Raw genomic sequence first — 19,832 nt, 5'->3', positions numbered from 1 at the left:
CTGGATTTTGGTGGATATAGTTAATTAATTTAGAAAAATAAATTCATCCTTAATTTGTTTTCTTCGCGTGAAATCTAAAAATAAAGCCCCTCTTCTATTATGTTGTTTGTTGAATGCTTTGGCATAACTATTTAGAAAATTGCTGAGTTGTTGCATAATGAATTTATGGAAATCAAATTCATCATCATCGTTTTTTGCTAAGAATCTAATTGCCTTCTCGTCTCTCACTTGCATCAATATATGAAAATGATTAGGCATCAAACAGTAGCTAAATGTTTTTGCAATAGGGAATATGTATTTATCATATCTGCTTAAGAAAAAAATAAAATTATCATGTTTTCTAAACAGATTCTCGTTTCCTACAGCGTGATTATAAATATGGTAAAAATTGTCGGGATGAAATTTATCAAAATATTTCATGGCAATTTTTTTATAAATATAACAATCCTATAAGGTTTTCGAAACCTTATAGGATTTAAAATCACCTAGTGGTCAAACTCACCAATATTTTTTGCGGATTCTTCATCAGATACCAGTTTCCTTACTTTCTTTTTGTCTAACCATAATACCAGTGCTGGCAATAAAGTTAAATTGAAAATTAAGGCCACCAATAGGGTTATGGATAGGAGCAGGCCCAGTACTACCGTTCCTCCGAAAGTAGAGGCGGTGAATATTCCGAAGCCGAAGAATAAAATTAAGGCGATGTGCGTCATACTTACGCCTGTTTCGGTAATGGTATCGGTAATTACTTTTGGTACACTGAAATTGGTCAGGTTTAATTCTTGCTGATAACGGGTTAAGAAATAAATGGTCTGATCGGACGCTAAACCAAAGGCGATGGTAAAAATTAATATAGTAGAAGGTTTTAAGGAGATTCCAAAATAACCCATAATCCCTGCGGTAATAATTAAAGGAACAATGTTGGGCAATAGCGAAATAAACATGATGCCCAAACTCTTAAACTGTGCCAGTCTTAAAAGAGAGATTAATACAATGGCAAGTGCAATGCTTTCTACTAAATGCCTTAACATATAATCAGTCCCTTTCGAGAAGATAATGCTCGAGCCAGTAAGCTCTACGTCAAATTTAGATGGAGGTAAGATACTATCGATACGCGGTTTTAACTCGGCCATTATGGCGTCTAAACGTTTCGAGCCAACATCAGCCATTTGAAAACTGATCCTCGTACTTTGATTTCCTTTACTGATAAAGTTGGTTAACAAACTTGCATTTCCTTTGCCGCCATTGGCAATATAGGCCAAAATAAAATTCTTTTCTAAATTATCTGGCAAACGGAAAAAGGTAGAATCGTTATTGTAGAAGGCTTGAGTGGCATATTTTAAGCCCATGTTTACCGAAATAGAACGCGAAAACTCCGGATAGGAAGAAATCATTTTTTCCAGTTTTTCCATTCTTTTCAGATTGGTTAAATTGAAAACACCATTCTTTTTCTTGGTATCTACGCTTACTTCTAAGGGTAAAATGCCCTCGAAATTTTTCTCAAAGAATTTCAAATCCGTTAAAATCTCCGAGTTTTTAGGGAGGTCATCAACCACATAGCCATTAACATTGATCTTCATCACGCCAATAAAAGCAATGATAGAGATGATAATCGTTCCGATATAGATCAATCCACTTTTGTGCTGAACAAGCGTGTCGGTTTTGACTAATAATTTATGCAAAAAGCCTTCTTCAACGTGGTTTTGCGCCTTAAGTTTGGGCGCTGGTAAGTAGCTAAAAATAATCGGGATCAAACATAAACACATTAACCAGGTAACCATTACGTTAATAGAGGCTACACTACCAAATTGCATCAAAAGTTCACTTCCGGTAAAATATAATACCCCAAATCCGATAGCCGCAGTAATGTTCGCAATCAGCGTGGTAATAGCAATCCGTTCGATGGTTATGCTTAAAGCTTTTTGTTTATCGCCATGCTTTCTGAGCTCATTCTGATATTTATTTAGCAACAAAATACTGTTTGGAATACCGATAATTACAATAAGTGGTGGAATCAACCCTGTTAAAATAGTAAGTTCGAAACCAAACAGTACCAATGAGCCAATACTCCAGATTACCCCCATTACTACCACTAAAATAGGAAAGAACACCGCATAGAATTTCTTGAAGAAAAACAATAAGATCAGGGCAGAAACCAAGATTGATAAACCTAAGAACAACACAAATTCGTTACTTACCAGTTTACTTACAGCAGTGCGGATATAAGGTAGGCCCGAAATATGCACCTGAATTTTTGTAGTCGTTTGAAAAGCCTTTGCCTTTGCCTCAATCTCTTTTAAAATAGGGTTACGCTCAGCAGTATTTAAAATTTTAGTATCGAAAGTGATGGCCATTAAAGTGGCATTCTGACGGTTGTAAACCAGCCCCTCAAAAAAAGGATTGCTATAAATGGTATTCTTAATCGAATCCATCTCAGTATTGGTTTTAACCAGGCCACCAGGTAAAGGTTTTAAAATAAATTTTTGGTTTACAGTGTCTTTTTCCAGTTGAAAAATCCTTCCTGAAGATAAAACCTGCTTAATGCCTTTTAATTTCTGGATCTCGTTCGAAAGCTGAACCCATTGGTTGTAAACTTCTTTTTTAAAAATATCAGGCGATTGTATCCCTAACACCATCACACTTCCATCTTCTCCGAAAGTTTTTTTAAAGGCGTTGTATTTGATGAAAGCGCTATCGGTAACAGGCAGGATTTTGCTCCCGGTGTAGGAGAGTTTTACATTTTTGGCCTGATAAGCCATAAAAATTGTTCCTAATACGAAAAATACGATGATTGCGATACGGTTCTGAAGAATAAATCTCGATAGCTTAACCCACATGTGCAGCTTAGTTTTAATAATATTAATGGCAAAACTAATCTTATTTGTAAAACGTGATTACTTTTTGCACAATTAAATTTGCACAAATAACATACTTTTGAAAAAATTGTTTTGATTGGATGTTGCACAAAGTTAGGGGCATTGTTTTAAAGACTACAAACTACAGCGAAAGCAGTGTGGTAGTGCAGGTGCTTACCGATAAATTTGGTATGCAGTCTTACCTCATTAATGGTGTTAAAAAACCAAAGGCGAAGATTAAGATGAATATGCTGCAATCGCTCCATTTGTTGGATATGGTAGTTTATCATAAAGCAAATACCAACATTCAAAGGGTATCCGAAGTTAGGCAAACGCCAGTTTTTAAAAGTATCCCTTATGATATGATTAAAACCAGTATCGTTATTTTTTTAAATGAGGTACTGTATAAAAGTATCAGGCAACAATCGGCCGATGAGCATTTATTCGATTATATTTTTAATTCTATCGCCTGGTTTGATGAAGTTGAAGAGATCAATCCGAATTTTCACCTGTCGTTTTTATTGAAACTTACCCGGTTTTTAGGTTTTTCTCCTAATGAGAAAAGAAGAAATGACCAGATTTATTTCGATCTGCAGGAGGGAGAGTTTACCTCCAGACTGCCCATTCATTCCAATTACCTTCAACTGGAAGATGCTATCGGGTTTATTTCGCTTTTTCATACACCACTCGAAAAAATTTCCGAAATAAAAATGAGCAATACACAACGCCGGTTTTTGTTAGATAAGGTGTTGGTATTCTATACCTTACATACTGCCTCATTCGGGGTAGTACAATCGCATAAAATCCTCGAAACTTTGTTAAGTTGAAAAAAAAGAAAAAAAGATTTGCAGAACAGTTTTATAGCGCTATATTTGCATTCCCAAACGGAGGATGGGGCATTAAGTTTGACAAATATAAAAAGGGAAATTAGCTCAGCTGGTTCAGAGCACCTCGTTTACACCGAGGGGGTCGGGGGTTCGAACCCCTCATTTCCCACCAAGCCTTTCAGGAAACTGAAGGGCTTTTTTATCAAACTTACATATACAAAAAAGGGAAATTAGCTCAGCTGGTTCAGAGCACCTCGTTTACACCGAGGGGGTCGGGGGTTCGAACCCCTCATTTCCCACCAAGTCTTTCAATTTATTGGAAGACTTTTTTTATATCCAAAAAATTAACTGAGTTTGTTTACGAGTGCTGAGTTACGCATGGAGCGTTGTTCAGATTGTGATCATTTTCCACTCAAAGCCAATAGTTCAACATACATTCACTCCCTATTTGCAATGCTGGGTTTAACAGATAGCTATCCAATCAGAGGACAAAATGGATTAAATGCGTTATCTAGGCTCCCATAACTCAATTTTATTGCCTTCTGCATCCATAATATGGACAAATTTTCCAAAATCATAAGTGGCAACTTCATCGAGTATGGTTATACCGTTTTCTTTAAGTTTCTCCAATAGCGCCTCAAGATTTTGAACACGATAATTGATCATGAATTCCTTTTTTGATGGCGAAAAATATTCATCCCCTTTTTTAAACGGACTCCACTGCAAGGTTTCAACTTCATCAGGGCTGTTGATATTCCTGGAGTCAAAACTCACTGATCCCCATGCGTTAACTTCTACCCCTAAGTTTTTCGCATACCAGTCTTTTGTTTCTTTTGGATTGTCTGAGAAAAAGAAAATGCCACCAATCCCTGTTACTTTTGGGGTGGTATCGGCAGTTGAAGTTGAGTTTTTTAAATCTTCCATATCGTTGTTAGCTTTTTGAATTATAAATTTAACCAATTGGCAATAGCTATTTATTAATCGCTTTTGTTGTTAACTCTAAGATAATAGAAAATCAACTTTATTATTTACCTTATTCAATTATATATCCGAAATTGCCTGTCGATAAACAGTAGCAAATGTTGGGTAAAATGATCAGATTCGTTTTTTTTGGAAACTACTTCGTGGGTATTCTGGCTGTTGCCTTAACACTCGAAGCTACCTTCCAACTAAGGCTACCATTTAATTCATTAAATTACTATCTATTGCTTTTTCTGGCTCCAACCATCTATTATACTTACGCCTACAATAAAGTTTCTACAGCACCATCCTCAACCAATCCCCGCAACCAATGGTATTTCAAGCATAAGCAATTTATCAATTGGAGCCAGGCAATACTTTTTGTAAGCTGTATGCTGTTGGCTATTAATCTGCTCTACCAAAACTTTCAGCATATTCTGGCCCTTCCGCTCAGTTATTGGATAGCGATATTGATTATCATCACTGCAGGAGGGTTATACTACGGTTTATTGCCCAGATCTTTCCTCAAATTTAATCTTCGGAATACGGGCTGGTTAAAAGCTTTTGTAATCGGTTTTGTATGGGCCTGTTGTGCCAATGTGTTACCGCTAATTATGCTTAAAATTGAGACAGGAGTGGGTTACCATGATTCTGTATTGTGGACTTGGCTATTTATTAAAAATTGGATGTTCTGCACGGTTAATGCAATCATTTTTGATATTAAAGATTACCCGACCGATGCGAATAAACATTTAAGAACCTTTGTAGTACGTTATGGTTTGCGCAGAACAATTTTCAGTATCCTCATTCCATTGCTGATTATAGGTTTAGTTTCTTTAGGTATATTTGCCAGTTACAAAGGATTTGGGGTGCCACAGGTTTTATTTAATGTGTTACCATTCATCCTGACCATTTACGTGGCCTATTCCATGCACCGCAGAAAAAATATCCTTTATTATCTGATGGTAATTGATGGATTGATCCTGTTTAAGGCCATCTGTGGAATAATCGGGATGCAGTTTGTACAGTAGGTTGAAAGACCTAAGCAAATTTTATATTTGAAAGCTCTGTCTTGATACCTAATTCTGAATACTTGATACTCAATACCCGATACTATGCTTAACAACTACGATAAAATAGCCAATCATTACGATACTTTAAGTCGTTTGGTGTTTTTTAAATCCCAGGTTAATGCACAGATCAATCAACTCCCGTACATTCAGGAAAATAGCCGTGTACTAATTGTAGGTGGTGGAACCGGGTGGATCTTGGAAGAACTCGCGAAGATTTATACCAATGGCTTAAAGATCGTTTATGTAGAAATATCTGCTAAAATGATTGCGCTTTCTCAAAAACGTAACTATAAAGACAACCAGGTCGAATTTATGAATGTCGGCATAGAGGATTTTAAAACTGACATGTTATTTGATATAATTTTAACACCTTTTCTATTTGATAATTTTGCTGAGCAACGTGCTGCAAAGGTGTTTAGACAGTTAAATGAATATTTAAAGAAAGACGGACTATGGTTTCTGGTCGATTTTTCGCTCAATAAAGTCAATGGAAACTGGTGGAAGAGACTGATGTTCGGATTGATGTATAGCTTTTTTAAATTGCTGGGTATTGTAGAGGCAGATAAACTGATCGATATGCCCCCTTATTTTTTCAAAGCTAATTATCAGATTGTTGAGGAAAGGCTCTATTATAGCGGTTTTATCAAGGCAACAATTTTCAGGAAATAAAAATGACTTTATTTTAATGCAATAATGTTGCGTTTAATAATTCGTTTTAGATCTTTGCATGAAAAGATTTAGATATGGATTTTGATGTAATCATAATTGGTGGGAGCTACGCTGGTTTATCTGCTGCTTTAGCTTTGAGTAGGGCCACCAGAAGCGTTTTGATAATTGATGCTGGCAAACCATGCAACAGGCAGACCCCACATTCACATAATTTTTTAACGCACGATGGCGATAAACCTGCCGATATTGCTAATACTGCAAAAGCAGAAGTACTAAAATATCCAACAGCGCGGTTTTTGGAAGGAAAAGCTATTTTGGCCAGGCAAATAGATGGAGGTTTTAGTATTGGTGTAGAAAATACCGGAAGTTTTACGGCACGGAAAATATTATTGGCTACTGGTTTAAAAGATGTATTGCCTAATATTAAGGGGTTAGCTGATTGTTGGGCCATTTCTGCAATACACTGTCCTTATTGCCACGGCTACGAGGTGAAGAATGAAAAAATAGGCCTGTTAATGAATGGTGACCATGCGTTTGAGATGGCCAAAAATTTACATCTTTGGAATAAAGACTTAACAATTTTAACTAATGGTAAATCGCAGTTAAGTGCCGAACAGACTGAAAAACTGCGATCTAAATCCATCATCATTATAGAAGATGAAGTTGTTGAACTACTGCACAACAATGGTTATCTCGACCATGTTGTTTTTAAAAATGGTGAAAAAATAGCCTTAAGGGCGATATACGTTAAATCGGATGTTGAACAACATTACAACTTCAGCGAGCAGCTTGGATTTGAATTAACAGATTTTAAAACAATAAAAGTAGATGAGCAGCAGCAAAGCACTGCCAAAGGCGTTTATGCCGCAGGAGATTGTGCAACCTTATTCAGGTCGCTATCTATCGTAACAGCTGCAGGAACAATGGCTGCAGTGGTCATGAATAAGGAAATGATTTCTGAAGATTTTTGATCAATCATCGGAAATTTAAAATAAGATCGCACCAACAATAGTAGCAATAAATATAGCTGCAATCACAATTCTATCGGCCGTGATCCATTGCGCTCTAGTAAGTGGTGTAACACTTTTTTTTATCGTTTCTGCTTTGTGCCTGGAAAGCCTGAAAACGGATGTGTCTAATTTAATAAGCATAGAGATGAGTTTAATAAGGTTAATTTTCTTAAGACAAATCCCAAGCCAAAAATCAAGAAAAATGTTGAATTGTTAATAACTTACATTTTTCTGTTATTCAACTGATATTTATAAGTTTATCAATACAATTTAGAGGAGAAACAGATGGTTAAGCTGTCTAGAAAATCAAACAGTTTAATCATGCTATGTATTTAATAATGAGTTTATTACCTGTTATTCTGTCTTATCTTTCAGTGCTGTTAATTTGCTATTCTTTTTACCGTACCAAAAGTAAATGGCTAAGCCAATAATTAACCATACGGCCAGCCTCAACCAGGTTTCCCAAGGTAGGAATACCATCATGGCAATACAGGTTAAAATGCCTAAAATAGGGATTAATGGTACAAAAGGAACTTTAAATGGGCGTTTAGCTTCGGGATTTGTTTTTCTTAAGATCAAGATGCCAATACAAACCATTAAAAAAGCCAACAATGTACCAATGCTTGTCATTTCGCCGACCACATTCATGGGGACAAATGCCGCAAAAAGTCCAATAAATACACAAAGTATAATGTTCGATTTGTACGGCGTTTTAAATTTTGCGTGTACATCAGAAAACATTTTTGGCAGTAGGCCATCCTTACTAATGGAGTAGAACATTCGCGACTGTGCCATTAAATCAATTAAAATTACTGAAGTATAACCGATCAAAATAGCCAGAATAATAGCCTGACTTAACCAGGCGTAAGGTGTTTTTTCGATGGCAATGGCTACCGGGGCACCGCTGTTGGCAAATTCTTTATAATTGGCAAGGCCCGTCATTACATGCCCAAACAGCCCGAATAAAACCGTACAAACAACTAATGATCCAATAATACCGATTGGTAAATCTCTCGCTGGATTCTTTGTTTCCTGTGCCGAAGCTGCTACAGCATCGAAGCCTATAAATACAAAAAACACTAAACCCGCACCACGTAGAACACCACTCCATCCAAACTGACCAAACGTTCCGGTATTTTCGGGGATGTATGGATGGTAGTTTGCCGGATCGATATATTGCCAGCCCAGCGCAATAAAAACCAATACTACACCAACTTTAAGAAATACAATAATTCCATTTACAATGGCTGATCCTTTGGTACCACGGATTAATATGGCCGTCATTAATACCACCACCAATGCTGCGGGGATGTTAATAATACCATTAACGGTAGAGCCATCGGCAAGTTTAGCAGTTTCGAAAGGGGATAAGGTTAATTGTGGAGGGAGATAAATATGCAAGCTGGCTAAAAACTTGGTTAAATACTGTGACCAGCTAATGGCGACAGTAGCACAGCCTACAGAATATTCCAATACTAAATCCCAGCCTATAATCCAGGCGAAAAGTTCGCCCATGGTTGCATAAGAATAGGTATAGGCACTGCCCGCAACCGGAATCATGGATGCAAATTCAGCGTAACATAGGGCCGCAAAACCACAGCCCAATGCCGCGATTACAAAAGATAATGTAACTGCTGGCCCAGAGTGATTGGCCGCTGCCAAGCCTGTAATCGAAAATAAACCTGCACCAAGCGTTAGGCCTACGCCAATTAAAATAAGATTGATAGGGCCTAAAGTTCTTTTGAGCGTTCCTTCGCCGCTTTCGTTTGTCTCAGCAACAATGCTGGCAATAGATTTTTTCATGAAAATAAGTTAAGACGCTGCAAAATTATTAAAATATATTAAATCTATAGTATTTATATATTATAGAGGATAATATAAAGTTTAGGTATCGTGTGTACGGGCCGATTTCAAAAATCTAAACGGTTAGATGAATTTCTTCTTTTTAGGAAACCCACGTGCTGCTTTTCATGGGTACAGCAGTCCCGCTCTGTGGGGTTTATTTACAGGGGACTGTTCCAAAACCATAAATAGTAATACCAACCCGCTCCATCTTAAACCTGATAGAACCAAATAGCTCCCGATTTTATCGAATATTTTATATTTAAAGGTTATCTAAATCGGGACTATAGGTGATAGCAGGACTATCGGAACCGAAGCATTACAAAGCCTTGCTTTTCTAAAAAAACATCAAAAATTTTCAGCTTTTAAGGAATTATTTCCAAAATACAAAATTTTATTTAAAATTATTGCGTTGATAATCAGTGATTTATAAATTTACTTTGATTTATTTTAGTACTATGTATTGCATGGTAGTATATAAAACATATATCTTTGTATTATGATAGCAGAAAATACGCAAACACAAATGCGGAAGGGAATTCTGGAATACTGTGTTTTATCAATCATCTCCCGGGGCGAAATATATGCTTCGGATATTATTGCCGAATTAAGGACGGCAAAGCTATTGGTGGTTGAGGGCACATTATATCCATTATTAACAAGGCTTAAAAACAACGGTTTGTTAAGCTACAACTGGGTAGAATCTACCTCAGGCCCGCCGCGTAAATATTATACCTTAACCGAAGATGGTCGGGGCATTTTATCTCAACTAGATCAAACCTGGCAGGAGCTGGCTTATGCTGTAGGTATTTCACAAAAAGGAGCCAATTCATAATCATTAGTAAAAAGGAAATGGAAAAGACCATCATCATCAATATAGGAAACACGATTATTCACATTGAAGAAAGTGCTTACGAGCTCTTAAAGGCTTACCTAAACGAAGTAAAGCAATATTTTGCCAACCATGCAGACGATCTTGAAATTGTAACGGATATTGAAAACCGGATTGCCGAACTATTAACCGAGCAATTGGAAGAGCAGAAAAAACAAGTGGTAGATTCGGCCAACGTAAATTCTGTTATTGCGCAAATGGGCAAGGTAAAGGATTTTGATACAGTAGAAGAAGGTGAAGAAGAGCCTGTAATCAATAATACTTATCAGCACCAGTATGCCGAGAAAAAATTATACCGCGATATGGACGACCGCGTAGTAGCAGGCGTTTGTGCAGGTATAGCACATTATGTAAACGCCGATCCAAAATGGATCAGGGTGGCAACGGTGCTTACTTTTTTCTTAGGTGGATCGGGTATTTTAGTGTATGCCTTACTTTGGATCATCATGCCGAAGGCCAAATCGCGTATTGAGCGTATGGAAATGAAAGGCGAGCCGGCCAACCTTCAGGGTTTTCAAAAGAACCTGGATGAAGAATTGCTGGCAGTTAAGGAGCGTTTGGGAGAAGTAAATAAACATGCGCAACCGATATTTGCCCGTTTGGGGAATTTTATCGGTGAGTTTTTCGAATGGCTTGGCCGGTTTATTTCAGGCGCCGGAAAGGTTATTTTTAAGATTATTGCGGGTTTCATTGTTGTGTTTGGTGTACTCTTTTTAATTACTTTAATCATTGGTACTGCTGCTTTTCAGGGATTTTGGGATGCCAGTATTTACGAATATTTCCCTTTTTCTATTATTAATGAAGGCAATAGAGGGATAATTTTATTTGGCGCATTTGTGGTGCTTTTTGTACCGATTTTAGCCTTAGTATTATTCTCGATCAGGGTAGCTTTTAACAAACAGGCCATTAACAAAACACTTTCTTTTGCCCTGTTAATTATTTGGTTGGCCGGTGTAGCTATAACAGGCTATCAGGCAGCAAAAATATCATCAGAATTTAAACAACACGCAGAGTTAACACAAACCACTGACCTGAAAGCTTATCCGGTGTACACCATCAATATCGATAAAAGTAAATATTTCAGTAAAGAGGATAGCGTGGCTTACCACATTGATGCGAACAACCGCCACCAGATTGTAGTTGATGATTTTGAAGACGGACCGTTTGTTTCGCCGAACCGTATCCGTATTGATATTAATAAAAGCGAAACTGGTGTTACCCGTTTAACACAGAAATATGAATCGCAGGGCAAAACCTTTCAAAGTGCCTTACAAAATGCACAGAACATTAGCTACAATTATGTAATGAAAGATTCGGAACTGATTTTTAGTCCGAGGTTTCAATTGAGAAAGGGAACCATCTGGCGAAACCAGGAAGTAAGGTTAAATCTTGAAATTCCGGTGGGTACAAAATTAATTTTAAAGCAGGATGCTTACCGTTACGTTAATAATTATTGGACCTGGGAATGTAACGACAGCGAAAATGATCATAACGATTCTAGTATATGGGTGATGACAGATGATGGTTTGAAATGTGTTGCAAAATTGAAAGAAGAGGCGCTAAAAAAGGAACAGTTAGAGCAAGAGTTACGTGATTTAGACCATTTGCACAAAGATAAACCTAATGATACCCTTTATCAGGATTCTGTTTCAAACCGGATTAAGGAAGTTAGAAAAGAGTTGGGTATTGAGCCTGAGCAATAATCCTGAACGGCGAAGCCTAATCATTCCCATGCAAATTGGCATTAAGATTAGCTTCGCTGAACACTACGTGGTTCCCGCCTGCGCGGGAAAGACGATCACGTTGCTGTGAAAAAGCTGACAATCACTGATTTTATCTCCGTAAAAAATAACGCCTAAAAAAGAAGAAGCCATGAAAACATTATTTACGCTAATTGCATGCCTAATGGTGTGTGGGGCTTCTTTTGCCCAAAAATTAAATAAACTTACAGGGAAAATTGTTGATGAAAAGACTGTTCCGGTGTCGTTTGCCATTGTTCGGGTTTTAAATTATTCTGATAGCACGATGATTAAAAGTGTATCGACCAATATTGAAGGGGAGTTTGCAATCGATCAGTTGAAAAGTGGTGAATATGTGTTATCTATCTCAATAGTGGGTTTTAAAAGTAAAAAGACTAATCACTTTGCGCTTAGCGAAGACTTGAAATTACCGGCCATCACGATCGAAAGTTTAAGCAAACAATTAAAAGAAGTGAGCGTTCAGGGCAAAAAACCTTTTATTGAACATCAGATTGATAAAATGGTACTTAACGTAGAGAACAGCATTATTGCAACAGGCGGTACGGCGCTCGAAATTTTAGAGAAGGCGCCAGGTGTACAGTTAGACAGGCAAAATGACCAGATTTTATTGAACAATAAATCGGGTGTAATGGTAATGATTGATGGAAAGAACAACTTTTTATCGAGTGCCGATTTAACGGTTTATCTAAATGGCTTAAGCAGCAGCCAGATTGCTACCATTGAAATTATCACTAACCCATCGGCTAAATATGATGCTGCTGGCAATGCTGGTATCATCAATATCAAACTAAAAAAGAATAAGGCATTTGGTACTAACGGAAGTGTTTCATCAACCTATCGTAATGCAATAAGGGCTAACTTACCCACCAATATTTACGGATCGGAGCTTAACTTCAACCTAAATCACCGTGTAGAAAAGTGGAATTTTTTCACCAATGCCAACGCTTCAAAGAACAATAATTTTTCGAATTTATTTTTAGAACGGAGTACCAATGCCAATGGTTTACAGAGTAACTTTAATCAGAATTTTCGGAAAATATATACAGGATCGCGGTTAGCCGCAAAACTCGGGGCCGATTATTACGCAGGTGAAAAAACAACCATTGGTATTATGCTTGATGGCAGTACGAATACGCGTAAGTTGGATAATTTCTCTCAAACGTTTATAAGCGAAATTAAGGGGGCAGTTGCCGGCAATAATTCGTTAATCCAATATTCGGATGCGAATACCCCAAACAAAAATTATAGTGCAAATTTTAATATCAGACATGATTTTAAAAAAGAAGGCGCAAGTTTAAACTTTGATGCCGATTACTCTGGCTTTGATTATTCGGGACTGGAAAATTTTAACACCAATTTTTACGATGATAAAGGTGCTGTTTATAATAATACAGTGATTAAAAATAATAGTAAAACAGTTATTGATATTTATGCCGCAAAAACTGATTTTACCTGGCCGATTTCGAAAACTGCAAAGATAGAAACCGGTTTGAAAAGCGCTTATGTTAAAACCAATAACGATTTTTTATCATCGGCATTGGTCAATAATGAATGGCAAAATGTTGTAGGGCAAAGCAATAACTTTATTTATAAAGAAAACGTAAATGCAGCTTATGCCAATTTATCAAAAGATTGGGATAAGTGGCAAGTTCAGGCAGGTTTACGGGCAGAATATACCCAATCTACAGGAACATCGGTAACCAATAATACATCGGTAAAACAGCATTATTTATCGTTATTTCCAACTGTTTTTGTTAGTCAGAAAATTTCGGAGAGCAGTAATTTACGTTATTCCTACGGCAGGAGGATAGATCGGCCAAATTACCAGCAATTAAATCCATTTAATTTTTATATGGATCCTTATACCATTGCGCAAGGAAACCCTTATTTAAAGCCTCAGTTTACCAATAATTTCGAAGTGAGTTATAATTATAAAAGTGGATTGTCATTTTCTTTAAGTTATTCAAAAACTAAAGATCTTATTTTAGACAGTAAAACTGCACAAAACGATAGCACCAGGATTGTTACGGTTGGACAGGGCAATATAGGCAGCGGACAATATTATACAGCAGGCTTATATTTTCCGCTTACCATTGCTAAATGGTGGAGCCTTCAAAACAATTTTAATCTTTTTTATAATAAATTTAAAGACGATAACCTGGAAGGAGCCCCTTTTACATTGAGTAAAGTAATGTACAATTTTAACATTAACAGTTCTATAACTTTACCCGATAACTGGACTTTAGAAACCAATTTCTGGCTAAATTCGCCGCGTGTGCGCGGGATAGAACGCACCATAATTTACCAAAAGGCCTTAAATATGGGCGTACAAAAAAGTTTCTTAAACAAAGCTTTAAAACTTAGATTAAATGTTGATGATATCTTCCAAAGCAACTACTGGAAAGGAACGCTCGACTATCAGAATGTGAATTTAAGGGTGCAGAACAATTATATAAGCAGAAGAGCGACATTCAGCATCAGTTATAGTTTTGGTAATCAGAATTTAAAATCAAACCAGGACAGGAAAACGGCGGCTGATGATGTGAAGGGAAGAGCTGGAGGGTAATTTTTTAGTCCTCAGTCTAAAGTCATCAGTCCAGAGTCCAGGGGCTAAGCTTGGAGGCAGAAGTTCCGGAAAGACTGTGCCTTGCGATAACAGATTTGTCTCAGTATTAAAAATAGAACGCCTAAAAAGAAGAAACCATGAAAACATTACTTACGCTAGTTGCATGCTTAATAGCATGTGGGGCTTCTTTTGCCCAAAAATTAAATACATTGACGGGGAAAATCGTCGATGAAAAGACTGTTCCGGTATCGTTTGCCATTGTTCGGGTTTTAAATTATCCTGATACCACTGTGGTTAAAAGTGTATCCACCAATATCGAAGGTACTTTTACAATCGACCAGTTAAAAAGTGGCGAGTATATACTGTCGATCTCGATTGTTGGTTTTAAAAGTAAAAAGACGGATCACCTTTCAGTCAATGGCGATTTAAAATTGCCGACTATCACCATCGAAAGTTTAAGCAAACAATTAAAAGAAGTGAGCATTCAGGGCAAAAAACCTTTTATTGAACATCAGATTGATAAGACGGTACTGAATGTAGAAAATAGCATTATAGCAACTGGGGGAACAGCTTTAGAAGTATTGGAGAAAGCCCCAGGCGTGCAGATCGACCGCCAAAACGATAAGATTAAACTGAATAACAAAAGCGGTGTAATGGTAATGATTGACGGGAAATCGAATTTCCTCTCTGGTGCTGATGTTACCACTTTGTTGAGTAATATGAGCAGCGATCAGATTGCTACCATCGAACTCATTACCAATCCATCTGCCAAGTACGATGCTGCCGGAAATGCCGGGATCATCAACATCAAACTAAAACGTAATAAGGCTTATGGCACTAATGGTACAGTTTCATTAAACACCGGGCAGGGTATTATGCCCGATTCGCCCAGCGATTTATTCCGCGCTGGGGTAAACCTGAACTTAAACCACAGACAGGGGAAATGGAATATTTTCGGTAATGGTGCTGTGGCACGCAAGGCCCAGTTTAACAATACCTTTTTAACCCGTACCACCTTATCTGAAGGTTTGGCCAGTACACTTACGCAAAATTTCGACCGCAAAAATAAAGGGGTCGGTTTTCAGGGAAAATTAGGTGCAGATTATTATGCTTCTGAGAAAACCGTTTTTGGGGTAATGTTAGATGCCAATACGGTAAATACCAGGCTGACGAACTTTAGCAATACCAATATTAATGCGGTGCAAAATGGTGCTTCCAATCTGAGTTATATTCTGCAGGATGCCAATTCGAGCTCTCCTGTGGGTAATTTAACGGCAAACTTTAACATTAAACACGATTTCGATAAAAAAGGCAAGGGCCTTACTTTCGATGTAGATTATTCGGGTTTCAGCAATAAAAAAGATGAAAATTTTTTAGCCAATTATTTAAATGCAGGTGGCAGTTCGACCAACAAAACCAGTTTAAGAAATAATACGGATGCTGAGATTAACGTGTATGCCGCCAGAACGGATTTCACTTTGCCAATTTCTAAAACAATGAAGATTGAAACCGGTTTAAAAAGCAGCTACGTAGTTACGAAAAACGATTTTATTTCTGAACAGCTGATTGGAGGGCTGTGGCAAAATGATCTGGGTAAATCGAACAATTTTGTGTACAAAGAGAATATTAACGCCATTTATGGTAGCTTCTCTAAAGAATGGAAGGTGTGGCAGATTCAGCTGGGCTTAAGGGCGGAACATACACACTCTAATGGCACTTCTGTAACCGACCAGAAAGAAGTAGACCGTAATTACCTTTCGGTATTCCCAACTGTTTTTGTAAACCAAAAGATCAGTGAAAACCATAATATCCGTTACTCTTATGGCAGAAGGGTAGACCGTCCGAATTATCAACAGCTTAATCCATTTGTATTTTATATGGACCCTTTGGCGGTCGATCAGGGAAATCCTTATCTGAAGCCTCAGTTTACTGATAATTATCAGATCAGTTACAGTTATAAACAAGCTTCTTTGTCGTTGAGCTATTCGAATACCCGTGATATGATTACACAAATTAGTAAGCAGGATGATGCTACCCGGGTGATCAGTGTAATCCGCCAGAACCTGGGCCGTTTCCAGAACTATTCTGCCGACTTGTATTTTCCGGTAAAGATTGCAAAGTGGTGGAACCTGCAGAACAATGTAAGCGTTTATTACAGTAAATTTAATGACGGTAACATCGAAGGGGCTGCTTATAATGCAGGTAAAGCTGCGGTAAATATTTTTACTTCCAACTCTTTTACCTTGCCTCAAAATTTTAGCATCGAAATTAGTGCATGGCTAAACTCACCAAGGATTTCAGGAGTAGAACAAACCACCATTTATCAAGGTGCTTTAAATGCCGGAATCCAGAAAACTTTAATGGATAAAAAGCTTAAATTGCGTTTAAACATGGATGATATTTTACTCACCAACCATTGGGAAGGGAAACTGGTTTATCAGAACATTAATATGAACGTAGTGAACCGTTACACCAGCCGAAGAGCAAATTTCAGCATTAGCTACAATTTCGGAAACCAGAATGTGAAATCGGCCCGGTCAAGGAATACAGCTACCGATGATATTAAAGGTAGAGCAGGGGGGTAGTTTTTTAGTCCTCAGTCTAGAGTCAGAAGTCCGAGGTCTGGGTGGTAAATCCCCAATTATAACCAGTTTATACAGTTAACCATTTCAAACAATTAACCAAAAAACAATGAAAAATATAGTATACAGTATCGCGATTTTATTTACCACTTTAGGTTATGGATGCCATAATAGTGGCGGTTATTTATCAATAAGTGCTACAGATACCAATAGCGACTTCAAATTTGAAGCAAAGTATGCTGAAGCTAAAACAAGCAAGCTGGAAAAATACCTGGACAGTGCTTTAAACAATGAACTACCACTGGATCAGAATATCGACCTTTTTGTGAACTTAAATGGCAGCGATAAGTTTAACCTTAAAGCCAAAAAAGGCTGGTTAGTGATCGACTTTGATAAACGGAACAGCTCTTTGGCAGGTTATATGAAAGTGAAAAAACTTACGGAAGGGATTAAGCAGAAATTAACAGAATAATCGTGTTTTAACCGCAAAGATCACAGAGAGAAGACGCAGAGCGTGCAAAGCTGGATGGTTTTCTACTACGCTCATCCTGACAATTTATAAAGAAATATCTGCGGATATCTGTGTGATCTGCGGGAAATGATTAAGATGTTCTTGGTTTTTCTCCCGCAGATTTAGGGTGATGGGTGCAGAGGTTAAAGGCGATGGTTATTTCTGAGCAGGTGGGAACCCTGTAGTGTTCAGCGAAGCTAATGTTAGTTTTAGTTGTTTCAGTGCGCTTCCATGGCTTTTTAACCGCAAAGTACACAAAGAGAAAGTCGCAGAGGACGCAAAGTTGGAGAGCAGAACAAAAGTTGTAATGTTGTCTTTGTTATATTAGTAAATCACAAAAAAATCATCTATTAATGCCCCATTCAAGGCAAAAACCAATCTGTAATAACCTATTTTATTTCCATCCTGATCGATTTGGCTTTTGAAAGCAATCGCATCTCCATCAAGCAGTTCAAAATCAAGTTTTTCGATTTCTATAGAAATATTCTTGTTACTAATGTCTAAATCTGCACACGTATTTTGATCCAATAATGAGCTGAAAGATTTGATGAAAGTATCGGATATATTGTGTGTTTCTATAAAATATTTTATTTGATGCTTATCCATTGTACTATTTCAATAATTTATGTTTTATTTATTCATCTTTTTTAACCGAACAGCTTGTCCAATAAAGACCCATTTGACCTCTGTTATTCATTATTCCTTTGGGCAATTGTTTTTTTTGGCACGCAGAAATGGTTGTATCTACTTCTTTGACAAATTTTGTTAATGCACTCAAATTGTCTTCTGAAAAGGGAAGTATGGCGAAATCCCAACTTGAATAATAGGATAACATCCACTTAAATTCTTCATCGATTTTATTTCTGACTAGGTACTCATTTAAAATTGAGTACGACTCGGAAATAATTGAACTGTCTAGGTCTTGAATACCAGTGAAACAACTCGGCTCAATTATGCCGTACCAGTTCAAAAACACGAGGCGTTTCAGGATTTCAAGTTTCGTTTCTTTATGTTCTGTATTAAAGAATAAATCGAGATAGCTTTTGTGGATGTGTCGATATTGGCTGAAAATGCCATCCTCTTTGAGTTTCTTGTCTATATTATCTATATCTGTCATTTCTTGTAGAGACATAGTATAGTTGTATAGCTCCAATTCTTGAATGGATAGGCTATCGATAGTTATTTCCATATTTATAAATTCTGAATGTACTTAGCGTGCTACACGACTACCAAAGTTTCCACCATGATTTTTTCGATTTGATCTTTTTAAAATTTTTAGTGTTATTTTCATTTCTTAAGTCTATTGAAACAGAACCATTTGCGTCTGCAAGCCACAGGGATGTTTTGTTGAGATTTATGTTATTAAGATTTAAAAATGTTTCGACCTGCTGCAGTAAAAACATATTCTTAGTCTCTTCCCATTTCACCTTTGTCAATTCATCTACCTCATTTCCAAAATAAAAGTCGAACTTATTGTTATAGTCGTGATTTTTAATTCTTTGATTTAATACGGCAACTAATTTTTCGTCAGACAATGTATCTGCGAATTGTTGCATGAAATTTTTCCTATCTTCTAGTGTAATCCTTGGAATTGAAATTATGGTGGGATCATTTTCTTCAATTCTTTTTATTTTGCTAACAACATAATCTTCTTCTTGTTTTGAGTAATTGGTTGTTACATTACTAGCTAAATTAAAATCTTCATCAAGCATAAAATAGTCGGTAAATAAGATTGAGAAAAATTCTGAATCTTGCTTATCGTAGTAAAAATGCTCAGTCAAACTACCAGTTGGCTGTTCGAAGCCAATGGTTAGCCAATTTAATATTTGTAAAGGAGAAGTCATTTAGATTGAATTTTATGTTTACAAACTTTGTTTTAGACAAAATAAAAACATGCTGTTAATTAATCCATTTCTTTTAAAGAAAACCAATTAACTGTTTTTATACAATTCAATTTTCCGGCCATCGGGATCAATGATTATTGCCATAAAACCAAATGCTGTTTGGGTTGGCTCTTGAACAAAACCAGTTTGCAATATATTTAATTCATACATTACTTTTTCAAAATTTTCTATACCAAACCCTAAACGTAAGTTCTTGTCTGCTTCAATCTGGTTTTTAGCTAAGGGATAGATTTCAAGAACAGTTACCCCAATTGTAGCCGAATAATGGTACGGTGAATTACCATGTTTGTGATATTTAAATTGAATTCCAAGTAAACTGTAAAAATCAGCCAGAAGTTTTGTATCCCTAGTTCGTAGTACCAGTAATCGGATATCCATGTT

Annotated in this window: 18 protein-coding genes and 2 tRNA genes; 11 read left to right on the top strand and 9 right to left on the bottom strand. The window is 36.9% G+C overall.

Annotation, left to right across the window (positions count from 1 at the left end; genetic code table 11):
- Positions 1 to 24: 24 nt before the first annotated feature.
- Positions 25 to 420, bottom strand: a complete 396-nt coding sequence (locus FHT21_RS23235; RefSeq protein WP_208399021.1) for a hypothetical protein — start codon at positions 418 to 420, stop codon at positions 25 to 27.
- Positions 421 to 485: 65 nt separating this feature from the next.
- Positions 486 to 2,837, bottom strand: a complete 2,352-nt coding sequence (locus FHT21_RS23230) for an MMPL family transporter (RefSeq protein ID WP_243854082.1) — start codon at positions 2,835 to 2,837, stop codon at positions 486 to 488.
- Positions 2,838 to 2,956: 119 nt separating this feature from the next.
- Between FHT21_RS23230 and recO the strand changes: the two genes are divergently transcribed.
- The 3 genes from recO (at position 2,957) to FHT21_RS23215 (ending at position 3,984) form a co-directional block, all read left to right on the top strand.
- Positions 2,957 to 3,682 (top strand): DNA repair protein RecO, encoded by a 726-nt coding sequence (recO, locus tag FHT21_RS23225; protein ID WP_167297088.1) that lies wholly within the window; start codon positions 2,957 to 2,959, stop codon positions 3,680 to 3,682.
- A gap of 94 nt (positions 3,683 to 3,776) precedes the next feature.
- Positions 3,777 to 3,854, top strand: a tRNA-Val gene (locus FHT21_RS23220).
- A 52-nt stretch (positions 3,855 to 3,906) separates the two neighbouring features.
- A tRNA-Val gene (locus FHT21_RS23215) sits at positions 3,907 to 3,984 on the top strand.
- Between the two features lie 205 nt (positions 3,985 to 4,189).
- Here the strand turns inward: FHT21_RS23215 and FHT21_RS23210 are convergent.
- Positions 4,190 to 4,606 carry a VOC family protein gene (locus FHT21_RS23210; protein WP_167297087.1) on the bottom strand — a complete coding sequence of 139 codons (417 nt, stop codon included), beginning with the start codon at positions 4,604 to 4,606 and terminating at the stop codon, positions 4,190 to 4,192.
- Between the two features lie 167 nt (positions 4,607 to 4,773).
- On the opposite strand from FHT21_RS23210, the gene FHT21_RS23205 reads away from it, so the two are divergent.
- The 3 genes from FHT21_RS23205 (at position 4,774) to FHT21_RS23195 (ending at position 7,355) form a co-directional block, all read left to right on the top strand.
- Positions 4,774 to 5,673, top strand: coding sequence for a hypothetical protein (locus FHT21_RS23205; RefSeq protein ID WP_223833420.1), 900 nt, complete (start codon positions 4,774 to 4,776; stop codon positions 5,671 to 5,673).
- A gap of 84 nt (positions 5,674 to 5,757) precedes the next feature.
- A complete protein-coding gene (locus FHT21_RS23200; RefSeq protein ID WP_167297085.1) occupies positions 5,758 to 6,384 on the top strand; it encodes a class I SAM-dependent methyltransferase in 627 nt (208 codons plus the stop codon).
- Between the two features lie 74 nt (positions 6,385 to 6,458).
- Positions 6,459 to 7,355, top strand: a complete 897-nt coding sequence (locus tag FHT21_RS23195; RefSeq protein ID WP_167297084.1) for an NAD(P)/FAD-dependent oxidoreductase — start codon at positions 6,459 to 6,461, stop codon at positions 7,353 to 7,355.
- Between the two features lie 15 nt (positions 7,356 to 7,370).
- Here the strand turns inward: FHT21_RS23195 and FHT21_RS23190 are convergent, their stop codons facing one another.
- Positions 7,371 to 7,535 carry a hypothetical protein gene (locus tag FHT21_RS23190; protein ID WP_167297083.1) on the bottom strand — a complete coding sequence of 55 codons (165 nt, stop codon included), beginning with the start codon at positions 7,533 to 7,535 and terminating at the stop codon, positions 7,371 to 7,373.
- Positions 7,536 to 7,748: 213 nt separating this feature from the next.
- Complete coding sequence (locus FHT21_RS23185) at positions 7,749 to 9,197, bottom strand: amino acid permease (protein ID WP_167297082.1); 1,449 nt, start codon at positions 9,195 to 9,197, stop codon at positions 7,749 to 7,751.
- Between the two features lie 538 nt (positions 9,198 to 9,735).
- On the opposite strand from FHT21_RS23185, the gene FHT21_RS23180 reads away from it, so the two are divergent.
- The 5 genes from FHT21_RS23180 to FHT21_RS23160 all read left to right on the top strand — a co-directional run bounded on the left by FHT21_RS23180 (position 9,736) and on the right by FHT21_RS23160 (position 17,508).
- Positions 9,736 to 10,071 carry a PadR family transcriptional regulator gene (locus FHT21_RS23180; RefSeq protein ID WP_029275299.1) on the top strand — a complete coding sequence of 112 codons (336 nt, stop codon included), beginning with the start codon at positions 9,736 to 9,738 and terminating at the stop codon, positions 10,069 to 10,071.
- Positions 10,072 to 10,088: 17 nt separating this feature from the next.
- Complete coding sequence (locus FHT21_RS23175; RefSeq protein WP_167297081.1) at positions 10,089 to 11,831, top strand: PspC domain-containing protein; 1,743 nt, start codon at positions 10,089 to 10,091, stop codon at positions 11,829 to 11,831.
- A gap of 169 nt (positions 11,832 to 12,000) precedes the next feature.
- The gene (locus FHT21_RS23170; RefSeq protein WP_167297080.1) at positions 12,001 to 14,454 is read left to right on the top strand and encodes an outer membrane beta-barrel family protein; all 2,454 of its coding nucleotides are present in this window, start codon (positions 12,001 to 12,003) and stop codon (positions 14,452 to 14,454) included.
- 137 nt (positions 14,455 to 14,591) lie between these two features.
- A complete protein-coding gene (locus FHT21_RS23165) occupies positions 14,592 to 17,039 on the top strand; it encodes an outer membrane beta-barrel family protein (RefSeq protein WP_167297079.1) in 2,448 nt (815 codons plus the stop codon).
- A 106-nt stretch (positions 17,040 to 17,145) separates the two neighbouring features.
- Positions 17,146 to 17,508, top strand: a complete 363-nt coding sequence (locus tag FHT21_RS23160; RefSeq protein ID WP_167297078.1) for a hypothetical protein — start codon at positions 17,146 to 17,148, stop codon at positions 17,506 to 17,508.
- 363 nt (positions 17,509 to 17,871) lie between these two features.
- Here the strand turns inward: FHT21_RS23160 and FHT21_RS23155 are convergent, their stop codons facing one another.
- From FHT21_RS23155 to FHT21_RS23140, 4 genes are all read right to left on the bottom strand, one after another.
- The gene (locus tag FHT21_RS23155) at positions 17,872 to 18,153 is read right to left on the bottom strand and encodes a hypothetical protein (protein ID WP_167297077.1); all 282 of its coding nucleotides are present in this window, start codon (positions 18,151 to 18,153) and stop codon (positions 17,872 to 17,874) included.
- Between the two features lie 28 nt (positions 18,154 to 18,181).
- Positions 18,182 to 18,736, bottom strand: coding sequence for a hypothetical protein (locus FHT21_RS23150; RefSeq protein ID WP_167297076.1), 555 nt, complete (start codon positions 18,734 to 18,736; stop codon positions 18,182 to 18,184).
- Positions 18,737 to 18,773: 37 nt separating this feature from the next.
- A complete protein-coding gene (locus FHT21_RS23145) occupies positions 18,774 to 19,391 on the bottom strand; it encodes a hypothetical protein (protein ID WP_167297075.1) in 618 nt (205 codons plus the stop codon).
- A gap of 87 nt (positions 19,392 to 19,478) precedes the next feature.
- The gene (locus FHT21_RS23140) at positions 19,479 to 19,829 is read right to left on the bottom strand and encodes a glyoxalase/bleomycin resistance/extradiol dioxygenase family protein (protein ID WP_167297074.1); all 351 of its coding nucleotides are present in this window, start codon (positions 19,827 to 19,829) and stop codon (positions 19,479 to 19,481) included.
- Positions 19,830 to 19,832 lie beyond the last annotated feature (3 nt).

It is taken from the genome of Pedobacter sp. SG908, assembly GCF_011759615.1.
GTDB lineage: Bacteria > Bacteroidota > Bacteroidia > Sphingobacteriales > Sphingobacteriaceae > Pedobacter > Pedobacter riviphilus.
Note: the sequence above shows the minus strand (reverse complement) of the source record. Positions and strands in the feature narration are given on the sequence as shown.

What these genes read in the sequence shown, in the direction of transcription:
- FHT21_RS23235 (WP_208399021.1), bottom strand. Translation starts at nt 420, where the DNA reads ATGAAATATTTTGATAAATTTCATCCCGACAATTTTTACCATATTTAT.
- FHT21_RS23230 (WP_243854082.1), bottom strand. Translation starts at nt 2,837, where the DNA reads ATGTGGGTTAAGCTATCGAGATTTATTCTTCAGAACCGTATCGCAATC.
- recO (WP_167297088.1), top strand. Translation starts at nt 2,957, where the DNA reads ATGTTGCACAAAGTTAGGGGCATTGTTTTAAAGACTACAAACTACAGC.
- FHT21_RS23210 (WP_167297087.1), bottom strand. Translation starts at nt 4,606, where the DNA reads ATGGAAGATTTAAAAAACTCAACTTCAACTGCCGATACCACCCCAAAA.
- FHT21_RS23205 (WP_223833420.1), top strand. Translation starts at nt 4,774, where the DNA reads ATGATCAGATTCGTTTTTTTTGGAAACTACTTCGTGGGTATTCTGGCT.
- FHT21_RS23200 (WP_167297085.1), top strand. Translation starts at nt 5,758, where the DNA reads ATGCTTAACAACTACGATAAAATAGCCAATCATTACGATACTTTAAGT.
- FHT21_RS23195 (WP_167297084.1), top strand. Translation starts at nt 6,459, where the DNA reads ATGGATTTTGATGTAATCATAATTGGTGGGAGCTACGCTGGTTTATCT.
- FHT21_RS23190 (WP_167297083.1), bottom strand. Translation starts at nt 7,535, where the DNA reads ATGCTTATTAAATTAGACACATCCGTTTTCAGGCTTTCCAGGCACAAA.
- FHT21_RS23185 (WP_167297082.1), bottom strand. Translation starts at nt 9,197, where the DNA reads ATGAAAAAATCTATTGCCAGCATTGTTGCTGAGACAAACGAAAGCGGC.
- FHT21_RS23180 (WP_029275299.1), top strand. Translation starts at nt 9,736, where the DNA reads ATGATAGCAGAAAATACGCAAACACAAATGCGGAAGGGAATTCTGGAA.
- FHT21_RS23175 (WP_167297081.1), top strand. Translation starts at nt 10,089, where the DNA reads ATGGAAAAGACCATCATCATCAATATAGGAAACACGATTATTCACATT.
- FHT21_RS23170 (WP_167297080.1), top strand. Translation starts at nt 12,001, where the DNA reads ATGAAAACATTATTTACGCTAATTGCATGCCTAATGGTGTGTGGGGCT.
- FHT21_RS23165 (WP_167297079.1), top strand. Translation starts at nt 14,592, where the DNA reads ATGAAAACATTACTTACGCTAGTTGCATGCTTAATAGCATGTGGGGCT.
- FHT21_RS23160 (WP_167297078.1), top strand. Translation starts at nt 17,146, where the DNA reads ATGAAAAATATAGTATACAGTATCGCGATTTTATTTACCACTTTAGGT.
- FHT21_RS23155 (WP_167297077.1), bottom strand. Translation starts at nt 18,153, where the DNA reads ATGGATAAGCATCAAATAAAATATTTTATAGAAACACACAATATATCC.
- FHT21_RS23150 (WP_167297076.1), bottom strand. Translation starts at nt 18,736, where the DNA reads ATGGAAATAACTATCGATAGCCTATCCATTCAAGAATTGGAGCTATAC.
- FHT21_RS23145 (WP_167297075.1), bottom strand. Translation starts at nt 19,391, where the DNA reads ATGACTTCTCCTTTACAAATATTAAATTGGCTAACCATTGGCTTCGAA.
- FHT21_RS23140 (WP_167297074.1), bottom strand. Translation starts at nt 19,829, where the DNA reads ATGGATATCCGATTACTGGTACTACGAACTAGGGATACAAAACTTCTG.